This window comes from Acidobacteriota bacterium (assembly GCA_035529075.1).
Lineage (GTDB): Bacteria > Zixibacteria > MSB-5A5 > GN15 > FEB-12 > DATKXK01.
This window is the reverse complement of the sequence record DATKXK010000005.1, coordinates 102,335-125,057: the sequence shown is the minus strand read 5'-3', so window position 1 is coordinate 125,057 and position 22,723 is coordinate 102,335. Positions and strand designations below refer to the sequence as shown.

The following is a 22,723-nucleotide window of genomic DNA, read 5'->3' as shown; positions in this document are numbered from 1 at the left end:
CGGGGAGCCGGTCGCACCGCTAAGTCGTTTCGGCCGCCTCCAGTTGGGCCAGTCGCTCGACCTCCTGGTCGTGATCGTAACAAAAGATGCCGCAGTTCAGGCACCGCGTGGCTTCGTACCGGGCATCCTCCTCGTCGATGGTCCCCTCCACCTCCTTGAATGTTCCCAGCCGGTCTTCAAGTGTGACTATCGGTTCATGGACGCGGGGCAAGGCTGCAACACCGATAATTGACTTGTGCAGCGAGTCCGGAATGATCTCGCGCTGACGATCCCGAATCGGCCGAATCTCGTCATCCATCATGTAGTAGTGGATGGAACGCGCGGCATAGCGCCCGGCGCCTATGGCCTCCACCACGAGACCCGGACCGGTGAAGCAGTCACCGCCGGTAAAGATGTAGGGAACGTCCGTCTGCAGGGTCGCTTCCTGCGCGTCAATCGTGTTCCACTTGGTGACCTGGAGACTGGGCGATCCCGCTTGCTTGAGGCAGTCCAGATCCGGGTACTGGCCGACGGCCTCGACGATCATATCGCACTGGACAACTTCTTCTGACCCCTCAATCGGGACGGGCCTTCGCCGGCCGCTGGGATCGGGCTCGCCCAGGCGCATTTTCAGGACTTCCAGGCCCGCTACCCGGCCGTCCTCACCAAGCACACGGTTGGGAGCACTCAGGAACTGGAACTGAATGTTCTCTTCTTCAGCGGCAATGATCTCGGCAGGATTGGCGGGCATTTCGTCCCTCGACCGGCGATACACGATGGTGACGGTCTGTGCACCCAGCCGCAGGGAACTGCGCGCAGCGTCAATAGCCGTATTGCCACCGCCTATCACAACCACGTGATTGCCGATCTCAACCTCTTCACCGGTGTGGAACCGCTCGAGAAACCCGATGCCGCCGACCACACCCTTCAGATCGCGGCCCTCGACCTTCAGTTCAGACTCGTTCCAGGCCCCGACCGCGATGAAAACGGCGTCATACCCCTCGGCGCGCAGGAAATCAATCGTGAAGTCCTTGCCGAACTCCACGTTGGCAGTGGCGGTGATTCCCAACTGGAGGATACCTTCGATCTCCCAGTCGAGAATCTTCTTGGGCAGCCGGTACTCGGGAATGCCGTAACGCAACATGCCTCCGAGTTGGGGCTTTTTTTCGAAGATTGTCACCTCATGGCCGAGGCGCTTGAGATAGAACGCGGCCGAGAGACCGCCCGGGCCGCCCCCGATCACGGCCACCTTCTTGCCCGTGCCGGCCGCCACGGGAATGCGGAGACGACGGCCGGAGTGCATCTCCCAGTCGGCGACAAACCGCTTGAGGTAGTTGATAGCCACGGGTTCGTCATTGATGGTACGCCGGCAGGCCAGGGCGCACGGTTCGGGGCAGACCCGCCCGATGCTTAACGGCATAGGGTTGCTTTCCTTGATTGTCAGCAGGGCCTGAGCGTATTCACCGCGTCTGATATGCTGGATATACTTCGGGATGTTGACCTGAGCCGGGCACTTCTGTCGGCAGGGAGACAGGCACTCGGTGTACTGATTCCAGTGCAGGATCTTGGCCTTGGCGGAGATGAGTGAGATGATGCCCTTGGGGCAGGCCGCCACGCACTGGCCGCAGCCCACGCACAGTTCCGGATTGAACCGTGGCAGGTTGTTCTCGCCCATCATAATGGCGTTGAACTTGCACGCCTTGATGCAGGTTCCGAAGCCCATGCAGCCATGCTCACACGCCACCGGCCCGTGGTAGTACAACATGGCGGCCCGGCAGTCGTCGAAGCCCAGGTAGTCGTACTTTCTGGAGGCGCGGAGCCCGCCCTGGCAGTCGGGATTGGCCACCTGCGGTTCCGAGTCGACCGGAGACAGACCAAGATAATCCGCGACTTCCGTGGCGACCTCCGTCTGGCCCACGACGCAGGCGTTTGCCTCAGCTTCCCCCCTGACAATGGCCTCGGCGCAAGCCGCGCAACCCGCAAACCCGCAACCTCCGCAGTTGGCGCCGGGGAGGATGTTCTGAACGCCCTTTATGCGAGGATCTTCCTTGACGTAGAAGATTATCCCGGCAATGCCCAGACCAATCGCCGCTACAAATCCAATTCCCGCAAGGAGTACAACTGACTCCAGCATGCCCATACCCTACTTTCTATCTCACTGAACCATACCGTAAAAGCCCAAGAACGCCAGCGACATGATACCGGCCGTCAGAAGCGCCACGGCTGTCCCCTGCATGGCCCGAGGGACCGGTGAGACCAGCAGCCGCTCCCGCAGCCCGGCGAACAGTATGATCGCCAGGGCAAAACCTGCGGAACTGGCAACTGAGAATATCACCATCTCGATGAAGTTGAATTCGTGCTTGATATTAAGCAGTGCGATGCCCATGACGGCGCAGTTCGTCGTGATCAGCGGCAGGTAGATCCCCAACGCGTTGTACAGCGCCTTACTCTGCTTCTTAAGAAAGATCTCCACAAACTGAACGAGCGACGCGATAATCAGAATGAAGACGAGGGTTTGGATGAACTCCATATCGTACGGTTTCAAAACGTAGTAGTAAACCAGCCACGTGAACACCGAGGCCAGCGCCACCACAAAGATCACCGCCACCCCCATCCCGATGGACGTGTTCAGCTTCTTGGAGACGCCGCAGAAGGGGCAGTTGCCGAGGTACTGGGCCAGGAGGATATTGTTCACAAAGATCGCACTGATCGCGAGCAACAACAGGTCCATCAGTACCTCCTACGACTGTATGAAGGTTTCACCGCGCATGCGGCTGTATGCGTTCATCAGACCCAACAGCACGCCCAGGCAGATAAAGGCACCCGGGGCCTTGATCATGAACTCAAACGGCTCGTAGCTGTCCCAGAGAACGTACGTGCCAAACCACTGCCCGGCACCCAGAATCTCACGGATCGATCCGACCACCGTCAGCGAAATCGTGAAACCCAACCCGATGCTGATGCCATCAACAATCGAGAGGTGAGGCGGGTTCTTCGAGGCGTACGCTTCCGCCCGGCCGAGAATAATGCAGTTAACGACGATCAGGGGAATGTAAATTCCCAACTGCTGCGAAAGCGGGAAGAAGTACGCCTTCATCGCCATCTCCACGAGAACAGTCAGGGTGGCGATAACCACGATGTAACTGGCAATGCGTACCTTGTCCGGGATCATTTTGCGCAGCACGGAGATAAACAGATTGGAAAAGACGAGCACGAACGTCGCCGCCAGTCCCATACCCAGACCGTTCTCGGCCGATGAAGTCACGGCCAGAGACGGGCACAGACCCAGGACCAGACGAAACGGCGGCAGGTCTTTCCAGAACCCGTGAAACAGTACCTTCCGTAAACTCATATTCGCTTCTCACACCCCGTCAGGGCAGTCTACGATTGACCCTCTTTCGTCCGTATTGAAGCCATAATCTCGTCACGGTGACGGCCCAGCAATTCGACAATGGCGTTCGTTCCGTTGATCACCGCCTTCGATGAGTACGTGGCACCGCTGATGGCGTCAATCTTGCCCCCTTGCGCAGTCAGCTGCACGGGCTCGGAGACGGACAGGCCGCTCCACTGTTTGCGGAAGGCCGGCCTTTCCACCTGCGAGCCGACGCCGGGCGTCTCATTATGCTGGATTATCTCCATACCTACCATCTGCCCGGCACGCAGGTCCACACCAATCATGACGACGACATCGCCGCCGTACCCTCCCGGGCCGGGTGCCTCGACGGCCAGCCCTGTGATCTGCTCGCCGTCACGCGTATAAAAAACCGGATACGTGCGCCCGTCGGAGGTAAAGCTGACCTTCTTGTCAAGCAGCTCCGCCGATGGTTGGCCGAACAGGCGCTCCAGCGCCGGGCCGCGAACATAAAAATCGCTCTGCTGCTCAATGCGAGAACCCAGTGACTGCCGCACAAGCGTCAGAGCACCCGCCGAGACACCGCAGATGACGGTGAGCACCACGACTAGCCTGATTACTTCACGCATGCTGAGCCGCCTCTATGCCGTATACCCTGGGCGTGATGCGATCGAGAAGCGGATTGCACAGGTTGATCAGCAGGATCGTAAACACCACGCCGTCAGTGTAGTTCGAAAACGCGCGAATTACTATCAGCAAAGCCCCACCCAGGAACCCGTATAACAACATCGGAACCGGGTTCACGGGCGAAGTCGTGTACTCCGTCGCCAGGAAAAAAGCGGCGAAAACAGTGCCGCCGGACAGAAGGTAGAAGAGCGGTGTGGCGAACTGAACCGGATCCGCCAGGTGCAGAACCTCCCCCATCACCAGGTTACCGACAATAAAGGCGACCGGGATGTGCCACGGAATCTGGCGGAAAAGAATCAGGAGCAGGCCGCCTATAAGCAGGTACAGGACGAGCCCGCTACCGATGCCGGCCACCTGTTTGCCCAGCAGGAGATCCTGCCAGCGATATGCAGCCTCGGCGCCCGCGCCCAGCGTTTTGACGAGACGCATCGGCTCGACCATCTTGACACCGAGATCCAGTGAAACCATGGAAGCGGTGAAGTCGAAGCGGTGCGGCCAGGATACATGCAGCATGGCCAGACTGAGCAGGACCGGGTGCACGGGGTACGCTCCCACGCCGCCGAAAAGCTTTTTGCCCACCACAATCATGATCAGGCAACCCACCAGAATCAGCCACCAGGCGGCGTCATACGGCATCATCAGGGCGAGGATCACGCCGAACGTAACGCTGCTCCAATTGGTCGTAAAGTCCTTGGAGGGCTTTATCCGGTTGACGAGCGCATCCAGGAATACGGAACAGGCCACGGCCAGGCCGAGAACCCGTAACGCCTGCCAACCGAACATCAGCAGGCTCACGATCATGGCCGGCGCCAGGGCCAGCAGCCACAGCTTGTAAGTCAAATCCAGGGCGCTTCCATCCCGCCAGTGAGGGCTGGAAGCTACGTTCAGTTTCTCATACGTTCTGACCATCGGCGTGCTCATCGTACTGATTACACATAGTGATAAGTTGTACCAGCGGCCTGTGAGCCGGACAGACATAGGCGCACAACCCGCACTCATTGCAGGCTTCCGGGTGAAATCCCCTGGCCTCAAGCAGCAGGTTATATTCGACGTAGCGGCCGATCAGGTGCACCTGCAGGTTAAGCGGGCACGCCCGCGTACACCGGCCGCAGTTTATGCACGTAAGGTTCACCTCCAGCGGCAATTGATCCGCTGATATCACGTAAAGACCGTGACAGGACTTGGTGAGGGGAGTTTCGTCACTAAACTGCGCGATTCCCTTCATCGGCCCCCCGACCAGCAGGCGTGCGAACGACTTGTCGTGAAGCTGCTGGCTCTCCAGGAGTGTTCGGATGGGTGTGCCTATAGGGAACTTGACCGTAACGGGTCTGGAGACGTTATGCCCGGCGACAGTCAGGTGCTTGTGCGTGAACGGGCTGCGGCCTTCAAGCGCGTCGACCATGGCCAGGAGGTACTCGACCGATATGACGGCAATCCCTTCCTGCCGGTACGGGGCGGTGTTGGCTATCGTGATCCCGGTCAGGCGCGGGACAAGCAGCCGCTCCAGACGGTCCTTGTAACCGTCCCCAAGGGGCGCAACTTTGACGGAGTCGCCGAAAGTCTCACGCGCCCAGGCAGCCAGGCGCCTCGGCACGGTCAGCCAGATCAGAGCATTGGGGGCGATGCTGGTCAGTTGCTGAATCCCCCGAGTCACTTTCTCAGATTCCTGCTCAAGCAGCAGTTCGAACGTGAAAATACTGGGTTCTTCGTTTTTTCCCTTGATAATGATCTGTCTGACCTCGGGGAACTCCTCCACCTCCTCTTCACGGTGGAACTTGCCCGGCAGAGTCCACGGCGAGACAACCCCCAGGGCCTTCATTTTCTGTATCCGGGACGCCGAGGCAAACCGCACGCCGTACTGCTCAAAGACTTCGCCCACCGACAGCGGGGCGCCGCCGTTTCGCTCAATCACGACCGAGGGCACGTTGTAGCTTCGCGCAGTCCAGACGGGCCTGATCTCCTTCACTGTTCCGCTTACCGACGCGTGGACACAATTACCCTGCCCGGACCGGCCGATGATCTGGTTCCTGCGCACCGTATCACCCGCCTGCACCAGGGGCTTGTACAGGATCTGGCCCGGATACTCCAGCGGGATGCAGACGTACGGCGGGTCGGCGATTGCGGAAATCTTCTCCTCATGTGAGGCGCAATCCCCGATGTGGCCAAGGGTCCTGAAAAGTGTCCGTATGGAATTCATGGGCAAACCCGCAAGCTGAAATTCACCTCAGGTGACACGATTGACACTGGCTTTCTCCGGTTTCGGTGGCAAACTTCTCGGGGCTTTCGGCAAGGTGACAGCCCTCACACTGACGGTGGTACACGGTACTGACCGCCTCAATGACGTGGCACCCTTCGCACGCGTGCCCCTCGATTTCCTGCATCTCGTCGTGGGTCATCAAATCGGCCGAGTAGCCGTCGTGGCACTGCCCGCAGGCCACCGTTTGCGGTTCCGCGTCCTGAGCCGACGGGTGGCAACTGCGACATGACCCTGCCTCGGCCTGGTCGTTGACCTCGTGGCATGTCTCGCAACTGTGCGCCGAGATGGTCTTGAGGTCATCATGATCGAAATCCTCCGCCGCAACGTCGTCGCCGTGACAAGTGCTGCACGGCTGCCGTGAATCGGCCAGCAGGAGATCATGGTGGCAGCTTTCACACCCCGCGGCCATTTCCGTATGCGCCCCGTGCTCGAACACCACGTCGCCGCCGGAGCTACTCAGGAAGAATCGGCTGGTGTCCGAGGATTCCTCTCCCACCCAGTAGCCGCCCACGGCCGCAACGGCGGCCACGACGGTAAGAATTATCAGGAAAGTGGGTTTTCTGTGCGCCTGCATATTACCATTCACGGCTGTCATCGAGAATTATCTGGTCTTCGTCATCGGGCAGAATAGCGTGCCAGTGACAACCTATGCGCGTGCAAATCAGGAAAGGCACCTTGGTGTTGGAGACGCCGACCACAATGCCGGCCGCGTGGGAATTGCAGGTTCCACAGCGCCGGCCCTCCACGACCAATGAACGGTGACAGTGACGGCAACGGAGATCCTTGACTTCTTGATCCTCAGGCAGCTTGATATCGGTCTTCCGCTCAAAAACGTTCAGGTACGTGCTCAGCTCAATCCACCCCGATTCATCGTTGAGGTTAATCACCTCAAGCCGGATCACGTTACCTTCAGTCAGTTCTTCGTCGCAGCGAGGGCAGAAGGTACGGAGATACGAACCGGATTTCAGGTTGATCCGCTCATTATACTTGTGCGGTTTCCAGAACATGCCCTCCCAACTGTCCGCTTGATCTTTCTTCTTCTCCGGCATGTTACATCCTCTTTTCTACGGTCGAGCAAGACCGGGCGGTACCTCGCGTCCCCATGACTCAAACCTACCGGACCGGCGACCAGGTACTCATGCGACCGACTTTCAGCAAGCGCTCTGACCTGCTCCCTCGGCAGGGTTTATTCTGCGCGGTGCCGACGGGCACCGGACACCCGTAAAGTATAAAAATATCATGATCCGGCCGCAAGAGATATTTTTCACAAGCTCCGGCAGTCATCACGGCCGCCCGGCTCACCGGGACTGACCTACCCGGCTCAAGAAAAACGGAATGTCGGGCACTGCCGACTGGCCTGGCCGAAGAGGATCCACTATAATGATATAATGAAGTTCAGAGCGATGAATCCCGACCGGGCGCGGCGGCGGCTGACCGGATGGCTGGTTGCCGCCGGGCTTCTTGCCGGCTGCTCGGACAACCCGGCCCCTGCCGGACCGGTTGTCATCCGCGGCGAAACCATGGGGACCGTATACAGTGTCAAAATCAGCCACGCAGCCGACCTTGCGCATGAGCAGATCGAACTGGCCAGGCGGGGCATCGACAGCCTGTTGCAGGCCGTCAACGCTCAGATGTCCTGCTACCTGAAGAGTTCGGAGATTTCGCGGTTCAACTACCGGAAGAAAACCGACTGGTTCCTCGTGTCGGCCGCCACGGCACGCATCATCGAACAGTCTCTGGGGGTAAGTCGGGAAACGGGTGGTACGTTTGATATTACGGTTGGCCCGCTGGTGAACCTCTGGGGATTCGGTCCCCCGACGACCGATCGCAGGCTACCGACACCCGAAGAAATCACCCGGGCCATGGCGCGCACCGGGTACGCCAGGATCGCCGTCCGGCTGGATCCGCCTGCCTTGAAAAAGGACAACGCGGGGGTCTACTGTGATCTGGCGGCAATCGCCAAGGGCTACGGCGTTGACGAAATCGCCCGGTACCTTGACTCGGCAGGCCTGTCCGACTATCTCGTCGAGATCGGCGGGGAGATGAAAGCGCGGGGTCGCAACGACAGGGATCAGGTGTGGCAGATCGGCATAGAGACTCCCGACGGGGATTCGGGTGTGCAGAAAGTCGCGTCTCTTGTCAATTGCGCCATGGCAACGTCCGGAGACTATCGAAACTACTTCGAGACAGGCGGCGTCCGCTATTCACACCTCATCGATCCCAGGACAGGACAGCCGATAAGGCACCGCCTGGCCTCGGTGACGGTGATCCATGATTCCTGCTGGTACGCCGATGCGATGGCGACGGCGATCAATATCCTGGGCCCGGCGGACGGCTATGCGCTGGCGCTCGGCAAAGGTCTGGCGGCGTTACTCGTTGTGAGAACTCCGGACGGCTTTGTCGAAAGGATGACCCCGCAGTTTGAAAGCCTGCTTGCGGCTCCGGCTGTGCCGTCTTCCACTTGATGCGCCCCCGGCGAACCCGAAAGTCCTCAGGCGAAGTCCGGCCTGTCACGGCACATCTCTGCAACCATCCGGCCCGAAAGTGCCGATCTCAGTATGGGTTGCCGGCCAGGATAAATCCGCCCCAGAGCAACGGATGACTGCGTCCTCGTTCGGTCCGTGACCGGTTAAGGACGTCAAGAGCTGACTCGCGGAGCGCATCCAGCTTTGATGCCCCGCTGCACCACCGTCGGTAGAAACCGTCCATCAATTCAGTGCAGTAACTGATGGGCGCAGAGAAGGGCCCGGGAAGTTCATCCTGCTCGTAAGAGAGTAAGGCTAAAAGGAGCATTTTAGGGCAGGCAGCGGCAGTTACAGGACAGGCACGCTGCAGCTGGAATAGCTGAACAATGTCGGTTGGTATTCGTCTATTAAATACCAGTTTTGCCGTCGTCCTTTGCGAGGTCGTCTGGTTTGACCTTTAACTCAAGAGATATTGTCATGAAACGCCGTTCCCGTGTCTGTCTCGTCATCCTGATAGCGTTGAATGTCTTAGCCGGGTTTGCCTATGGCCAGGGGCCCGGTTACTGGTTCGAACGTCCTGAGCTGCCGGAAGCCAGACAGGAGGTTCTGCCGGCCGTGCTCGACGGGCGCATCTACGTTGTGGGCGGGTATACCCCCAGCCTGGTCGTGAGTGGCAGTGTCTATGTGTATGATCCAGCCGCCAATACCTGGTCGACAGCGGCCCTGCTGCCCGAGGCCCGCCATCACTGTGCCACGGCCGTGGTGGACGGGGTACTTTACGCGATCGGTGGCTACAGCAATGCCGGCCTGCCGTGGATCGCTACGAGCACCGTCTGGGCTTATGAGCCATCGACCGATAGCTGGGCGCCTCGAGCCCCCCTGGCCACGGCTCGGGGTGAACACAGCGCTGTGGCCTACGATGGTCTTATCTACGTATTCGGCGGCAACAACACCTACGGTGATGATCTGGCTTCGGTCGAGGTGTATGATCCGCAGATGGATAGCTGGTCTCCGGGCACGAGCATGCCTACGGCCCGTCACCACCCGGGAGTAGCGGTAATCGATTCCCTGATCTACGTAGTGGGCGGGAGAATCGGCTACTGGGGAGAGTCTCTCGAGCTGGTCCCGGTGACTGAAGCATACTCGCCGGCCAGCGATACCTGGTACACACTGGCAGACATGCTGACGCCGCGCAGCGCGTTTTCGACGGCGGCCCTTGGCGGAAAGCTGTATACGTTTGGCGGGGAGATTCCGGACATCTACGAGGAAGTAGAGTTGTATGATCCCGGCACCGATACCTGGGAGCCGCTGACGCCCATGCTCACGCCGCGCCACGGAACCAACGCGGCAGTCATCGGAGACACGATCTTCGTAGTGGCCGGTGCCTATCAGACGGGAGCCGGGGCCAGCGATGCCAACGAGGGTTTTGTGGTCGGATCCTGTACGGATGGTGATCTCGACGGTTACGGCGATCCCGGTCACGCCGAGAACACGTGCCCGGTTGACAACTGTTCTGTACTTTACAACCCGGCCCAGGTGGATACAGACGGTGATGGGATCGGCAACGACTGCGACGACTGCCCGCTGGATCCGTACAACGACGTCGACGGGGACGGTCTGTGTGCCGACGTCGACAACTGCCCCTTCGTATACAACCCGCTTCAGGAGGACGGCGACAGCGATAATGTCGGCGATGCCTGCTGCTGTGAGGGCACGATAGGCAATGTCATGCTACTGGGCGAGTGCGAATACAGCGATCAGACAGTCGATGTCAGCGATCTGACCAACCTCATTGATTTCCTGTTCATCTCTCGCCAACCGATCTGTTGCCTGGCCGAGGCCGACATCGGCCCGGAGGCAGAGCCCGACGGCGTGGTCGATATCTCGGACCTGACGCGGATGATCAAGTATCTGTTTATCACCTATGAGCCGCTGCCGCCGTGCCCGGTCGCAGTTGACTCAACGATTGCCTTCACGTCAGAACGGGACGGTGCAGGGGACATCTACCTCATGAAGATCGACGGCAGCCACGTACGCCGTCTGACGGACGATCCGGCCTACGACGCCGGGCCGAGCTGGTCGCCCGACGGTTCACGGATTGCCTTCGTGTCGACCCGAGGCGGGAACCCCGATATCTACGTCATGAATGCCGACGGCAGCAGCGTGCAACAACTGACATCCCATACCGCTATGGATTTCTGGCCTCAGTGGTCGCCCGATGGCGTGCACATAGTGTTCGCATCATGGCGCGACGGCCAGGGCGAGATTTATGTCATTCATGCAGACGGCTCCAATCTGCAGCGTCTGACCGATACCCCTTCCAGCTCCGAGGATTTTCCCGCATGGTCACCAGACGGTAGTCAGATTGTCTTCTCCCGCATCAACGACAATGAAGGCACCTTCATAATGGATGCCGATGGCAGCGATGAGCATAAGTTGATGGATATCGTCTGCTTCGAACCGGACTGGTCGCCGGATGGCACCCGTATTGTCTTTGGTTCCGATCATGCAGGTTTCCGGGGGATCTATATCATCAATGCCGACGGCAGCGGCCTGCAGAAACTGTCGACCACTTATGCCGGCGAGAACTGCCCGGATTGGTCTGCCGACGGCAAGCAGATCGTATTTGCATCGTGGCAGGACGGCGACGGGGAAATCTACATAATGAACGTGGACGGCACTAACCGGCGGAAGTTGACCAACAACAGCGCCCATGACGAATTTCCGGCGTGGCGATCACTTGTGCCGCCTGCTGCGAAAGGCAGCAGAATTCCGTAGAGGCGCCGGTTGCGCTGGCAACTCTGGCTGGCTGGATATTCACGAAGAGCCCGATTATTGCAGGCGGGTTTGCAGGCATCGGGGCCCGGCCGCTTCTTTGGAATGTCGCACAGTCTGAACGGCTCACCAGTACCGAAGAATAAGCCCGAACACAACGCCAGTGGGTTCGTACACCTCTACCGGCTCGAGGCCGGGGATTTCGCTCAGACACAGAAAACAGTGCTGCTGAAATAAAACGAACTCTTCCGACGGGTTTGTCGAGAGGATGACCCCGCAGTTTGAAGGCCTGCCGGCGGCTCCCGGTGCACCGCCTTCCACTTGATGCGCCCCCGGCGAACCCGAAAGTCCTCAGGCGAAGTCCGGCCTGTCACGGCACATCTCTGCAACCATCCGGCCCGAAAGTGCCGATCTCAGTACGGGTTGCCGGCCAGGATAAATCCGCCCCAGAGCAACGGATGACTGCGTCCTCGTTCGGTCCGTGACCGGTTAAGGACGTCAAGAGCTGACTCGCGGAGCGCATCCAGCTTTGATGCCCCGCCGCACCACCGTCGGTAGAAACCGTCCATCAATTCGGCTGTTTCCTGATCGGGGACTTTCCACAGGCTCATCACGATAGTCTGCGCCCCGGCACGCTGGAAAGCCCGGCGCAGACCGAAGACGCCCTCTCCATCCACCAGTTCGCCCAGGCCCGTTTCGCACGCGGCCAGGGTCACCAGTTCCGTTCCGACCAGATCAAGGCCGGCGGCCTCCAGGCCGGTCAGGATACCGTCTTCCGCCCCCGGAGCGTTGTCCCCGGCAGGAAAGCCGGCCCTATTGGCTCCGGCGAAGGCCAGGCCGCACCGAAGCAACGGGTTGCCGGCAACGAGAGATTCGGACGTGTCCGACATCGGGCAAAAAAAGCCGTGCGTCGCCAGATGCAGAACGCGCGGCGGAGCAGCCATGGATTTCAAGACATCTTCCAGAGCCTCGGTACCGTAGTATTCGCCGACCCTCACCTTCCCCGCTTGCCTGAGGATGCCGACAATCGACGCCGCCTCGGAGCGGCTTCGGGCCAGACGGTCAAAGCCGACAGCCGGGCAGTCGCCTGCGCGCGCGGCATACCATTGCGTGCCCGACACCGAATCCGAGCCGAACTGCGTCACCTCGGCGACGTTGGCGGCGGAGACACCGGCGTTATCAAAATCCGGGTCGGCAAAAACAGCGGCCTCACCGGCCAACACCGGACCTTCCACGAATCGAAGGATATCCCGTCCTGACGAAAGATAGCATATTCGGTAGTTCTCTATCAGAAACGACCGGTCCGGACACGACAGGATTTCGAAGGGCAGAAGAGTAAGCAGGCCGTCAGTCGAGACAAAAAGGCTTTCCCTGCCACCGAGCTCCTCGACCAGCGGGAGAAACAACCTTTCATACAGCCGGTCGGTGACTTCTCGAAGCCGTTCTTCGGCGACGTCCGCCAGCGGCGAATGCAACTCGGCCCCTGCATTGTAGATCAGCCGGCGGCAACTCCTGACCAAGCTGTCGATCTGGTTCGCATCGCCGAGGTCGTGCAGGGTGCTATGGCCGTCGTGATCGAGCGTAAAGGCGAGATAGCGGGACGATCCCAGTTTTTGTTGATATGAGCCGACCTTCGAGAAGTCAACCGGGCGAAATCGCGCATAGTCCAGGTAGACGCTGCCCGGGGGCAGCGCCTCGAGTACGTTCTGCAGCGAGAAATTACCCCGGTCCAGTTCGTCCTTGAATTCAAGACAGCTCAAACTGAGCTCCGCTTCGATCGAATCCCTGGCCTGAGACAGAGTCTTCAGCCGGTCCGCCGTCTGCTGCGACACCATACTCTCGCGTCCGGACATGGCCAGCGTGGATATCATCTTGCACAGAAACGAATACTGCTCTGCCGTCTGCCCCAGTTCGCTGCCCGGCTTACAGGAAATGATCGCATTTTCGGCGGACATGGCATCAATGATGACACCTTTGCCTTTCACCAGCATTTCAAGCGCGGCGGATCGGGTCTCTTCGGAACCATCGATGAGAGCCAGCGAAAGCATCACCTCATCGACAAGCGGCTGCTGATCGACGTATCTGAGCTTTTGCTCTTCCGAGGCGTACGAGAAAACATGGGCGATAAAGCGGTGCCTGGCGTCAAGCAATTCGCACATGTTCGCACGGCTCGACTCGTACTCTCCCAGGGATCCATGAATCACCGCCATCAGATGCAACCCACGATTGAGCGAGGGGTGACCGGTGCGGAGTTCCTTACTCTCCAGCGACAACGCGTCGGCCGTGAATTCTTCGGCCTGAGCGTACCGGCCGGTGGCCGCATAAACGTCGCTCAGACCGTGCAGGCATGCCGAGACGCCCAGGCTGCCGGGTCCCCATTGCTCGGCAAAGATCGTCCGGGCTTGCCCGAACTCGCGCTCGGCGTCCTCGTACCGGCCCTGTTCCTCAAACAGCCGTCCCAGGCTGAGCCGGACCATGCCGACCTCCGGATGATCGGCCCCCAGGAGTTCCGTGCGGTGAGCGAGGACCTGCGCCCACAGGTCTTCCGCCTGATCGTACTTGTCCTGCATGAAATACACGACCGCAAGATTGTGCAGGGTCGTAATTCGCCGGGCAACGTCGTGAGCCACTTTGCTCCAAATCTCCAAGGCACGTTCGAAGCTGCGCTCGGCCTCGGCAAGGTTGCCCTGACCGATCAGAATAGTACCGAGGTTGTTCAGCACGCTGGCCACGACGGGATGGTCGGGACCATACACGCTCTCGAATATTCGCTGGGCACGTTTCATGTGCGGCACCGCTTCCTCAAACCGTCCCTGCCTCCAGTAGACGACCGCCAGGCTGGCCAGATACGGCGCCACCTGGTCATCCTCCGGCCCGTACGTTCTCTCCTGAACAGCCAGGGCCTGTTTGAGCAGCGGCTCCGCTTCATTATCGCGATGCTGCGACATGTACAGGTCGGCGAGATAAAAACGGACCGTGGACAGTTTCGGGTGGTCACGGCCCAATTGTTTCTCCACCAGCGTGATCGCTCGCTTGAAGAGTGGTTCTGCTTCGACAAAACGAGACTGCTTGACGTAGAGGTTGCCGAGGTAGTTAAGATTCGAAACAACCGCCACATCGTCAGGCCCCCTTGTCTGTTCCACGATGGCAATAGCCCGCTTAAGCGCCGTTTCCGCCTCCGGCAGGCGGCCAAGCATCGAAAGCGCGTTGCCGAGTTCCCGGAGGCACGGTTCGAGTTCGATGTGGGACGGGCCCAGGTGAAGTTCCTGAAGTTCCAGAGACTGGTTTAACAGGGAGACTGACTCTTCATACCGCCCCAGTACTGCCTCAACCTCGCCCACGTCGAAAAGGGAACGAGCGACTTCGAGGCTGGACGGTCCGAAAACGACCACCCGAATCGAGCAGGCTTGGCGATACAGCGAATCGCACCTCTCGTATTCCGACAGTTTATAATAGCAGCTCGCCAGACCGTCCAGACATTGAACGACGGTCGAGTCATTCTCCGCCCCGGCCTCCCTCGCCTGTGCAACGGCCGACTGATACACGACAAGGGCGGAATCGAGTTGTCGGTTTTCCTTGAGCGAGTCAGCCCGGACGAGAAGTCGGCCTGCCTCGGCCGCCTTCAGGTTGCCGTCGGATGACTCCTGCGCCGTTGGCAGGTCGCCTACGCAAAGCCAGGCAACGGCCGACAGCAGCAGGCTCGGAATAATTTTCATTGCCATGATGCCTTTCCATCTACCGTCGGCGTAGTGCGTGATGATTACCAGCCGCTCTGTGCCCTCGTGGTCACGGCTCTATTGTGAACGTGTATGTCTGCTCGTTGGCCGGCGGCGAGCCGTCCGGATCGGTTATTCGCACTTCGTATCGCCCCGGCTGCATGAGGGAAGCAGGCAGCAGCAACCGACCGGTCTCATATTCATCGAAAGAGGCATACGAGTTGTCCCGCCACAGGACCGCACCGTCTTCCATTGCCACTGTCACCCGGTAGCTCTGGCCCGGGACGGCACCGCGAAAGACGAACGAAATGACACCGTCCGTGCCCGGACCCGCCCGGAACACGGCATCCGAAGCGGCGCGCGACGGGAAGAGGTGGATCATCTGGACTTCCTCGATGTCGCCGCCGGCCAGACGCTGTATCCCGCGGTAGGCCGGGTAGATCAGCAGCATGATTACCACCAGCGCCAGCGCCGGCCTGAACACCAGCGGCGTGCCGGGCCACAGGTAGTCCCGGAGCCTACGGGCAACGGATGCCTGCCCCGTTTCTCCGACGACGGCGCTCTGAACCTGGCTGCGTATATCGGCGTCCTCGCGCAGCAGCGTCGCCTGCCGTTCGAATCTTTGTACCGTTGCGAAGCAGCTCGGACAGCGCAGCAGGTGGATTTCAAAGCGTTCCGCATCCTCGTCCGGCAGCGCGCCCAGTTCCCATGCATGCACAAGGGCTCCGGCCTCAGGATCTGTGCACTTATCAGCAGTCATTTGTTCCCCTCTGCTTCCAGGCATTTGCTCAGCATCTTTCGACCCCGGTTCAGCAGAACATAGCAGTGGCCGGGGCTGACCTTCAGCCGGCGGCAAATCTCCGTGGTGCTGTAGCCCTGGTAAACGAGGTTGAGAACTCTCGCGTACCGCGGGTGCTGCTTCACGATCTTTCTGATACAATCCAGAAGCCTGAGCTTCAGGACCGGGTCGGAGGCGACCGACGGCCGGCCGACGAGGCCGTTCATCCGTCCGTTGCGGAGGTCCGTTTCCCTTCGCACGGCGCTGCTTTGCAGATAGTTGCCTATCTTGTTTCGCAGCACGCCATATGCCCAGGGCTCAAACGCGCCCGCAGGCGGCACGTCCCGGTACTTCTGCAAGACGGTGACGCAGGCCTCCTGGGCCAGATCCTCCGCGTACTCCTCCCCTATTCTTCTTTTGGCAAGCAGAACGAATCTAACACGCAGGTATCGAAGTAATTGGTCTTCCGCGGATTTGTCGCCCTGTCTCGCCTTGTCGAGGAGTTCATCCAGGGTGCGCCGGCTGTCAGCGGGCTGAGACATCTGCCGCTAAAATAGTGCTCAACGTACAGGTTTGTCAATCATCACGGGCCGCAAAACGGAATTACCTCTCAGGGGTGCTGTAAGAATACCGGCTCCCGCCAAATAAAGAGTGTGGCTAACTACCGCGCGGTAAGTAACACAAGAAGGGTCTGCGTACACACGGGCTTTGCTGTTTCTGGCATTCATGATGCGGCGGCGGCAGGCCCAAGGGAGGCATTATGTCACAAACACATCGAACACTGTTGGCAATGCTGATTGTCCTGGGTCTTCTTTGCGCTCAGGTGTCTGCCTATTACCCGGCCGACCAGTCCGCTTCAACCGGCGAGCCCGAGGCCATGGGGCTGATCTCACCGGGTCTAACCGAGTACCGTGGAGAAATTCAATGCGAGCTTGAGAAGGCGCTCGAGAGAGGCCTGGACGGGTGGACCGTCAAGAGAAATCCATCTCGGCACATTTCCTTTACGGCAACCGGAAAGCCCATCGAACTCACAGGTGATTCATCGGATAGAGGAAACGCCGTACAAACACTGGTCTCGAGCTTTATTGACTTTGAACGCTGGAACCTCAACGAGCCGACCGTTATCAGTTTCGGGGAACTGACCCGGGTAGACTTTTCCCAGACGAGGGACGGATATTGCGGCGAAAACGCCGGCATCCACTGCGTGCTTGATGCACGGGGCAGGCTCAGCTTCCTAACCGTCGAGTTGCTCGACCTCAGCGTTGTGCAGCCTCACATACTGTGGACAAGAGACCAAGCAACACAGGCAATTGAGAGCGAGTTCCGTTCATACCGGCCGGAGCGTGTGCAGTTTGAAGACATTGCCTATACCGAAGCCGCGGACGGAAAAGTACATCTGACATACCGGTTTCTGGTCAACACGGGTGAGCCGATCGGGGCACATTTGGCCTACGTGGATGCAGGATCGGGCGAGATAGTGAAGCAGCAGGATGTACTTCTGCGATTCAACGGTGACATTGATGGTCATATATCCGGTGCGTGGAAGGAAATGGACGAGTCTGATCCATTCACGTTCGGTTCTTTTGCAGCCGCTTCCTATCGGGTCGGATACGAACCAGGCACACCAGGCGTACCTCCTCTAGCGGCACTCGGCAGTCTGGGGGGCTCGTTTACGGAGACGGGGGAGTTGTTCTCGAATGATACAGGCTACTACCACTATACCAGTAAAGTCGGCGTTGACGAGTACTATTTCAAGTACTTTATGGGCAATGACGTGTGCCTAACGCTCGTGGACGACGGCAGTGGTAACTTTGTCCGACCGTTTGCCGTTTCCGATACATTTAACATAGTGGATAGCCTTTCCTTTACTCTCGATTTTGACTGGACTGAGACGCAGCTTCTGCTGGACCACCCGGAGTACTATAAAGACCTGAACATAGCCTACCACCTCAAAAAGATGCACACCTGGTACGCCGACTGGCTGGGAGAGGACCTTGCCTTTGAAAGAGTAGCCGTAAAAGCACATCTCACCGGTGGCTGGGCCGGCTACTTTGTTCCCGGTGAAATAGGAATTGACACCTACAGCGGGTACAACACCTATGTCATCTACCATGAGATGGCTCATCAGGTCGCATATCACAGCATCCTTTTGCGTTTTGGCTCGCTACCCACCTGGTGGAACGAAGGGCAAGCCGACTATTTCGCTTCTGATCTGCGGAACACTACCCCTGTTTTTGACTATAGCTACTACGTGCCGAACTGGTGCGGAGTGCAAACGGACCACCACAAACTGGGCGGTACGCAGTCCGGCTCGTGGTGGCAGATTCGATCCGCACTTGGTTCCGGCTATACCGACAGCCTCGTTTTCTACTCGAGTGCGTATGACATATCAACACCGGCACAGGCGGTGCGGTCACTCCTTCTGGCCGATGATGACAACGGCGATTTGTCAGACAGCACGCCAAACGCGGGAACAATCTGCAGCGCTTATGCTGATCACTGGCTCGGCCCGCACGCCACGTTAGTGTTCATGAAGGACGGGGACATACTATGCGTAGATCAGTATGGCACACACTACCCGGCACATGTGAACCTTGATCCGGTGACCTGGCAAGTCCTTGACACGTACCCCTGGGACTTCCTGGTGTGGGATTTCGGAGATGGCACTCCGGCCGATACTTCGTTAGCTCCCGTACACGCTTACACTGACTGGGGCACATACTACATCACTTGCACGGCTCACTACCCGTGGGGTCAAAACGTCGAAACCCAGGAGGTCATCGTCGAGGGCATCTGCGGCGACGTCGACTACAGCGGTTTTGTCGATTCGATGGACGAGCAGTACCTGCACGACTACCTTTACTCCGGCGGTCCGGCGCCCGTGCCGTGGATTTCCGGAGACGTCAACTGTGACACCAAGGTCAACGTCAGCGATCTGTGTTACCTGATCGATTACCTGTACTCGAGCGGCCCTGAACCATGTGCCAACTGCGGCGGTATGTACCCGAAGCCGGCGGCCGAGCGGCTGGCGGCCGATGTGGAGATCAGTCTCAGTTTCAACGACGGCGTGACCACTGTCTCGCTCAGTACGCCGTATAACCTGCGCGCCCTACAGCTCGAACTGGTGGGGAACTCCGATGCAGCGCCGGTCAACCTGATCGAGGACGGGGTAGCGATGGCAGTGTGGCGGTCTGAGGAAACGGTCACGGTCGGCCTCTTTGACCGCAAAGGGTCACGTCGCGTGCCGGCCGGCAGTTACGAGGTCATCCGCGTCAGGGGTGATTTCACACTGACGGAAGTGGTGGTGGTGGACACCAACAATTACGACCTTACCCTTCACCCGTCCGGCGCGGGCGAAGATCGGCAACTGCCGACGACGTTCGCGCTGGAACAGAACCACCCCAACCCGTTCAACCCGACCACCAACGTTTCGTTCGGCCTTCCCGTTGCGAGCGAGGTCAGGTTACGGGTCTACAACACGCTCGGGCAGCAGGTAGCGACCCTTGTCGACGGACGGCTCGAGGCGGGCGTTCACACCGTTGCGTGGGACGCGAGCCATGTCGCCAGCGGCGTCTACCTTTACCGGCTCGAGGCGGGAGATTTTGTCCAGACGAAGAAGATGGTGCTGCTGAAGTAAAACCGACTCAGCGGCACCTGTACCGGGGGGATTATGATCGCTCCCGTCGCACGTGCGGCGGGGGCGATTGCTTATCGGTCGCAGCGTGCCTTCCGCTGCCGATCGCCCCGCCACCGGACGGGCCGCGGACAGCTTGATAAAACGGTACGATCAGGCTATACTACAATGTAGGGATGACCGGGAAGGCACGTCACCCGGTCCGCGAATTATGACCCGCGAGAACAGGCATGGCCGAGCGACAAGAACCCATCGAACCCCGCTACGACGGCAGGGGCTTCTTTCCGTACCTGACCGCCTTTCTCCTGATCGTGACCGTGTCCTGCTCCGATACTCCCATGGAGCCGACCAATGCGCCGCCGCATATCACTTCCGGTGACTTCGTCCTTGCTGTGGTTAGCGAAAGGTTCTGTTTTGAGCCGGCATTTACCGATCCCGACGGCCCGGACGCAATCATCACGTACGAGAACTACCCGTCATGGCTGAGCGCCGACTCCGACAGCCTCTGCGGCACGCCCGGTGAGACCGCCACTGACACCTGTTTTGTGGTCATCGTCTCCGACGGCGCAGCCACCGACACGCTTGTCGTGACGCTGACGGTAATCGCGGCCGGGGGGCGACCCCGAATCCTTTCGCCCGGCGCAGTTGAGGCCGCCGGAGGAGTCTACTTCCGATACCAGGGCGTAGCATTTGATTCGGATGACTCGGTTATCACGATATCATTTGTGGACTATCCGACCTGGCTGGCCGCCGACGCGGACAGTATTTTCGGCACCCCTCTCGACGGGTCGACGGACACGAGTTTTGTGGTCATCGCGAGCGACGGGTCACTGGCCGATTCGCTTACCGTAGCGGTGAAACTTGTCCGCTGTATAATCGTATATGGTGACACACGGACCAATGATGACGTACACCGGCAAATCGTGAACCTGATGCTGCCGCTTAATCCGAGCACGGTGTTCCACGTCGGCGATCTGGTCGACGACGGCAATTCCGCTGCTGAATGGGTGACCTTCAACAGTATCGTGTCCGATCTCGTGTCGGTCGCCAAGTTTTACCCCGCACTCGGAAATCACGAGCACCAGGCACCACTGTACTTCGACAACTTCGACCTCCCGAACAACGAGCAATGGTACTCGGTGGAGAGAAACAACACTCACTTCATCGTTCTCAACTCGTGCGTCGCCATCGACGCGGCGTCGCCGCAGTACCGCTGGCTCGAGGCCGACCTGGCCGGCGTTCCCGACTCGATCAGGTTCATCATCACGGTGTTTCACTATCCCCCATACAGCACCGGCACGCACGTCGAGGACGAGCTGGGGCTGCGCCAGACACTGGTCCCGTTGTTTGAGCGGTACGGGGTGGATATCGCGTTCACCGGTCACGATCACGATTACGAGCGCTCGTTCTGCGGCGGAAGGTACTACATTGTGACGGGCGGAGGGGGCGCGCCGCTTCGCGGACAGGCCAGGCAACACCCCTGCAGCCAGCTTTTTGTCAGTAAATACCATTTCTGTAAATTATCGATGATCGGTGAAAGATTGATTGTCAAAGTGTACGACGTCAACTTCGAACTCATCGATCAGTTCGAACCAGGGCAGTCATCCGTAGATACGGTTGGCGAGCCGACCGCGGGGATCCAATAATGCCGGATGCTGGCCCGGTTGGCACGGGACATGAAGACGACAGGCCCGCCGTCGAGCCTGAGAGGATGAGCCGCCTCGGACCCGTCTCGTCGTCGGAGCGTATCGCGGCGATCGACGTCCTTCGCGGAGTCGCCCTGCTCGGCATCCTGGTCATCAACATCGAACTGTTCGCCTTACCGAATTCCGTCATATTCAACCCCACCGTTGCGGGCGGCTTCACCGGCCTTAACCTGTTCGCCTGGAAGGTTGATACGATCTTCTTCCTGGAAAAGATGATGGCCATCTTCTCCATGCTGTTCGGAGGCGGCCTGATACTCATGTCCGGTCGGGCCGAGGCGTCGGGAAGACCCCTGTGCGGGATCTACTACCGCCGAATCCTGTGGCTCCTGCTGATCGGCCTGGCCCACGCCTACCTGCTCTGGTTCGGCGACGTCCTCTTCTCGTACGCGCTGTGCGGCCTTCTGCTGTATCCGTTGCGGCGGCGGTCGGCCCGGCTCCTGATCATACTCGGAGTCATTCTGCTGGTCCTGGGTATGCTGATCCGGACGGGAGCGGGCACGATCAACGGAATGCTGCGAGAAAACGCGGTGGCGGCGCAGGAGGCGCAGGCACGCGGCGAGGACCTGTCGGCCCAGCAACGGGCGGTGATGAACGCCTGGGAGCAAATGCGCTCAATGTTCGAGCCCCCGGCAGCCGTGCTCGCCGAAGAGACAGCCGCACGCCGAGGCAGCTACTCACAGGTGCTTGCCTGGCGCATACCGCATACGCTAATGATGCAGACGCAGGGATTTGTCTTCATGGTTTTTTGGCGAACGGCCGGCCTGATGCTGCTGGGAATGGGACTGATGAAGCTGGGCGTGCTGTCCGGCATGCGGTCGCCGCGGTACTACCTGCTGATGATCATCACGGGTTACGGAATCGGGCTGCCGCTGTCCGGCTACGGTGCGGGCTCACTCATCGCGCACGGTTTCGACATTGTCTACCGACTCACGAGCGGCAATCACTACAGCTATACCGGGAGCGTTCTGGTGGCTCTCGGGCACACGGGGGTCATAATGCTGGTCTGCCAGTTCGGTTTTCTTGAAGGTCTGACCTGGCGCCTGGCGGCGGTCGGCCGGACGGCCCTGACCAACTACCTGGCACAAACCCTTATCTGCACGACCATCTTCTACGGGTACGGTCTTGGGTTGTTCGGAAGGATCGACCGTTTCGGCCTGTGGGCGTTCGTCCTGGGCGTGTGGCTGGTGCAACTCTGGCTGAGTCCGATCTGGCTGAAACGGTTCCGCTTCGGCCCCGCCGAATGGCTCTGGCGGTCGCTCACCTACGGGCGATTGCAACCGATGCGGGTGGCGCACTCGGACCCGCCGGACACGCATCCGGAACATCCCCTGTAGCGAATAACGGTGAGTCCGCGGTCCGCACGCCGCCCCGCGG

Annotated in this window: 16 protein-coding genes; 5 read left to right on the top strand and 11 right to left on the bottom strand. The window is 59.5% G+C overall.

Translation table 11 applies throughout. The features are described from left to right. Positions 1 to 19 precede the first annotated feature (19 nt). The 8 genes from VMY05_01310 to VMY05_01275 are packed head-to-tail and all read right to left on the bottom strand — an operon-like array spanning position 20 to position 7,324. The gene (locus tag VMY05_01310) at positions 20 to 2,113 is read right to left on the bottom strand and encodes an FAD-dependent oxidoreductase (protein ID HUV29717.1); all 2,094 of its coding nucleotides are present in this window, start codon (positions 2,111 to 2,113) and stop codon (positions 20 to 22) included. A 21-nt stretch (positions 2,114 to 2,134) separates the two neighbouring features. After that, positions 2,135 to 2,713: an electron transport complex subunit RsxA gene (rsxA, locus tag VMY05_01305; GenBank protein ID HUV29716.1), complete on the bottom strand. Its 579-nt coding sequence runs from the start codon at positions 2,711 to 2,713 to the stop codon at positions 2,135 to 2,137. 6 nt (positions 2,714 to 2,719) lie between these two features. Continuing rightward, complete coding sequence (locus tag VMY05_01300) at positions 2,720 to 3,331, bottom strand: electron transport complex subunit E (protein HUV29715.1); 612 nt, start codon at positions 3,329 to 3,331, stop codon at positions 2,720 to 2,722. A 29-nt stretch (positions 3,332 to 3,360) separates the two neighbouring features. Next, entirely contained in the window at positions 3,361 to 3,960 is a 600-nt protein-coding gene (locus VMY05_01295; protein ID HUV29714.1) for an FMN-binding protein, read from the bottom strand. After that, the gene (locus VMY05_01290) at positions 3,953 to 4,927 is read right to left on the bottom strand and encodes an RnfABCDGE type electron transport complex subunit D (GenBank protein ID HUV29713.1); all 975 of its coding nucleotides are present in this window, start codon (positions 4,925 to 4,927) and stop codon (positions 3,953 to 3,955) included. The genes VMY05_01295 and VMY05_01290 overlap by 8 nt, the downstream gene beginning before the upstream one ends. Continuing rightward, complete coding sequence (locus tag VMY05_01285) at positions 4,911 to 6,215, bottom strand: 4Fe-4S dicluster domain-containing protein (protein ID HUV29712.1); 1,305 nt, start codon at positions 6,213 to 6,215, stop codon at positions 4,911 to 4,913. The genes VMY05_01290 and VMY05_01285 overlap by 17 nt, the downstream gene beginning before the upstream one ends. Before the next feature lie 22 nt (positions 6,216 to 6,237). Further along, positions 6,238 to 6,849 carry a cytochrome c3 family protein gene (locus VMY05_01280; protein HUV29711.1) on the bottom strand — a complete coding sequence of 204 codons (612 nt, stop codon included), beginning with the start codon at positions 6,847 to 6,849 and terminating at the stop codon, positions 6,238 to 6,240. A 1-nt stretch (position 6,850) separates the two neighbouring features. After that, positions 6,851 to 7,324, bottom strand: a complete 474-nt coding sequence (locus tag VMY05_01275) for a hypothetical protein (GenBank protein HUV29710.1) — start codon at positions 7,322 to 7,324, stop codon at positions 6,851 to 6,853. Between the two features lie 339 nt (positions 7,325 to 7,663). Here VMY05_01275 and VMY05_01270 point away from each other — a divergent pair, with 339 nt between their 5' ends. Both VMY05_01270 and VMY05_01265 read left to right on the top strand, forming a co-directional pair. Beyond that, the gene (locus tag VMY05_01270; GenBank protein HUV29709.1) at positions 7,664 to 8,740 is read left to right on the top strand and encodes an FAD:protein FMN transferase; all 1,077 of its coding nucleotides are present in this window, start codon (positions 7,664 to 7,666) and stop codon (positions 8,738 to 8,740) included. 477 nt (positions 8,741 to 9,217) lie between these two features. Next, the gene (locus tag VMY05_01265; protein ID HUV29708.1) at positions 9,218 to 11,518 is read left to right on the top strand and encodes a kelch repeat-containing protein; all 2,301 of its coding nucleotides are present in this window, start codon (positions 9,218 to 9,220) and stop codon (positions 11,516 to 11,518) included. Positions 11,519 to 11,928: 410 nt separating this feature from the next. On the opposite strand, the gene VMY05_01260 is transcribed toward VMY05_01265, so the two are convergent. The 3 genes from VMY05_01260 to VMY05_01250 all read right to left on the bottom strand — a co-directional run bounded on the left by VMY05_01260 (position 11,929) and on the right by VMY05_01250 (position 16,551). Beyond that, positions 11,929 to 15,237, bottom strand: a complete 3,309-nt coding sequence (locus VMY05_01260) for a CHAT domain-containing tetratricopeptide repeat protein (protein ID HUV29707.1) — start codon at positions 15,235 to 15,237, stop codon at positions 11,929 to 11,931. Between the two features lie 64 nt (positions 15,238 to 15,301). Next, positions 15,302 to 15,991, bottom strand: coding sequence for a zf-HC2 domain-containing protein (locus VMY05_01255; GenBank protein HUV29706.1), 690 nt, complete (start codon positions 15,989 to 15,991; stop codon positions 15,302 to 15,304). Next, positions 15,988 to 16,551 (bottom strand): RNA polymerase sigma factor, encoded by a 564-nt coding sequence (locus VMY05_01250; protein HUV29705.1) that lies wholly within the window; start codon positions 16,549 to 16,551, stop codon positions 15,988 to 15,990. The genes VMY05_01255 and VMY05_01250 overlap by 4 nt, the downstream gene beginning before the upstream one ends. A gap of 218 nt (positions 16,552 to 16,769) precedes the next feature. Here VMY05_01250 and VMY05_01245 point away from each other — a divergent pair, with 218 nt between their 5' ends. The 3 genes from VMY05_01245 to VMY05_01235 all read left to right on the top strand — a co-directional run bounded on the left by VMY05_01245 (position 16,770) and on the right by VMY05_01235 (position 22,683). Next, entirely contained in the window at positions 16,770 to 19,646 is a 2,877-nt protein-coding gene (locus tag VMY05_01245; protein HUV29704.1) for a T9SS type A sorting domain-containing protein, read from the top strand. A 227-nt stretch (positions 19,647 to 19,873) separates the two neighbouring features. Beyond that, complete coding sequence (locus VMY05_01240; GenBank protein ID HUV29703.1) at positions 19,874 to 21,289, top strand: metallophosphoesterase; 1,416 nt, start codon at positions 19,874 to 19,876, stop codon at positions 21,287 to 21,289. Further along, positions 21,289 to 22,683 carry a DUF418 domain-containing protein gene (locus tag VMY05_01235; GenBank protein HUV29702.1) on the top strand — a complete coding sequence of 465 codons (1,395 nt, stop codon included), beginning with the start codon at positions 21,289 to 21,291 and terminating at the stop codon, positions 22,681 to 22,683. The genes VMY05_01240 and VMY05_01235 overlap by 1 nt, the downstream gene beginning before the upstream one ends. Positions 22,684 to 22,723: the final 40 nt, after the last annotated feature.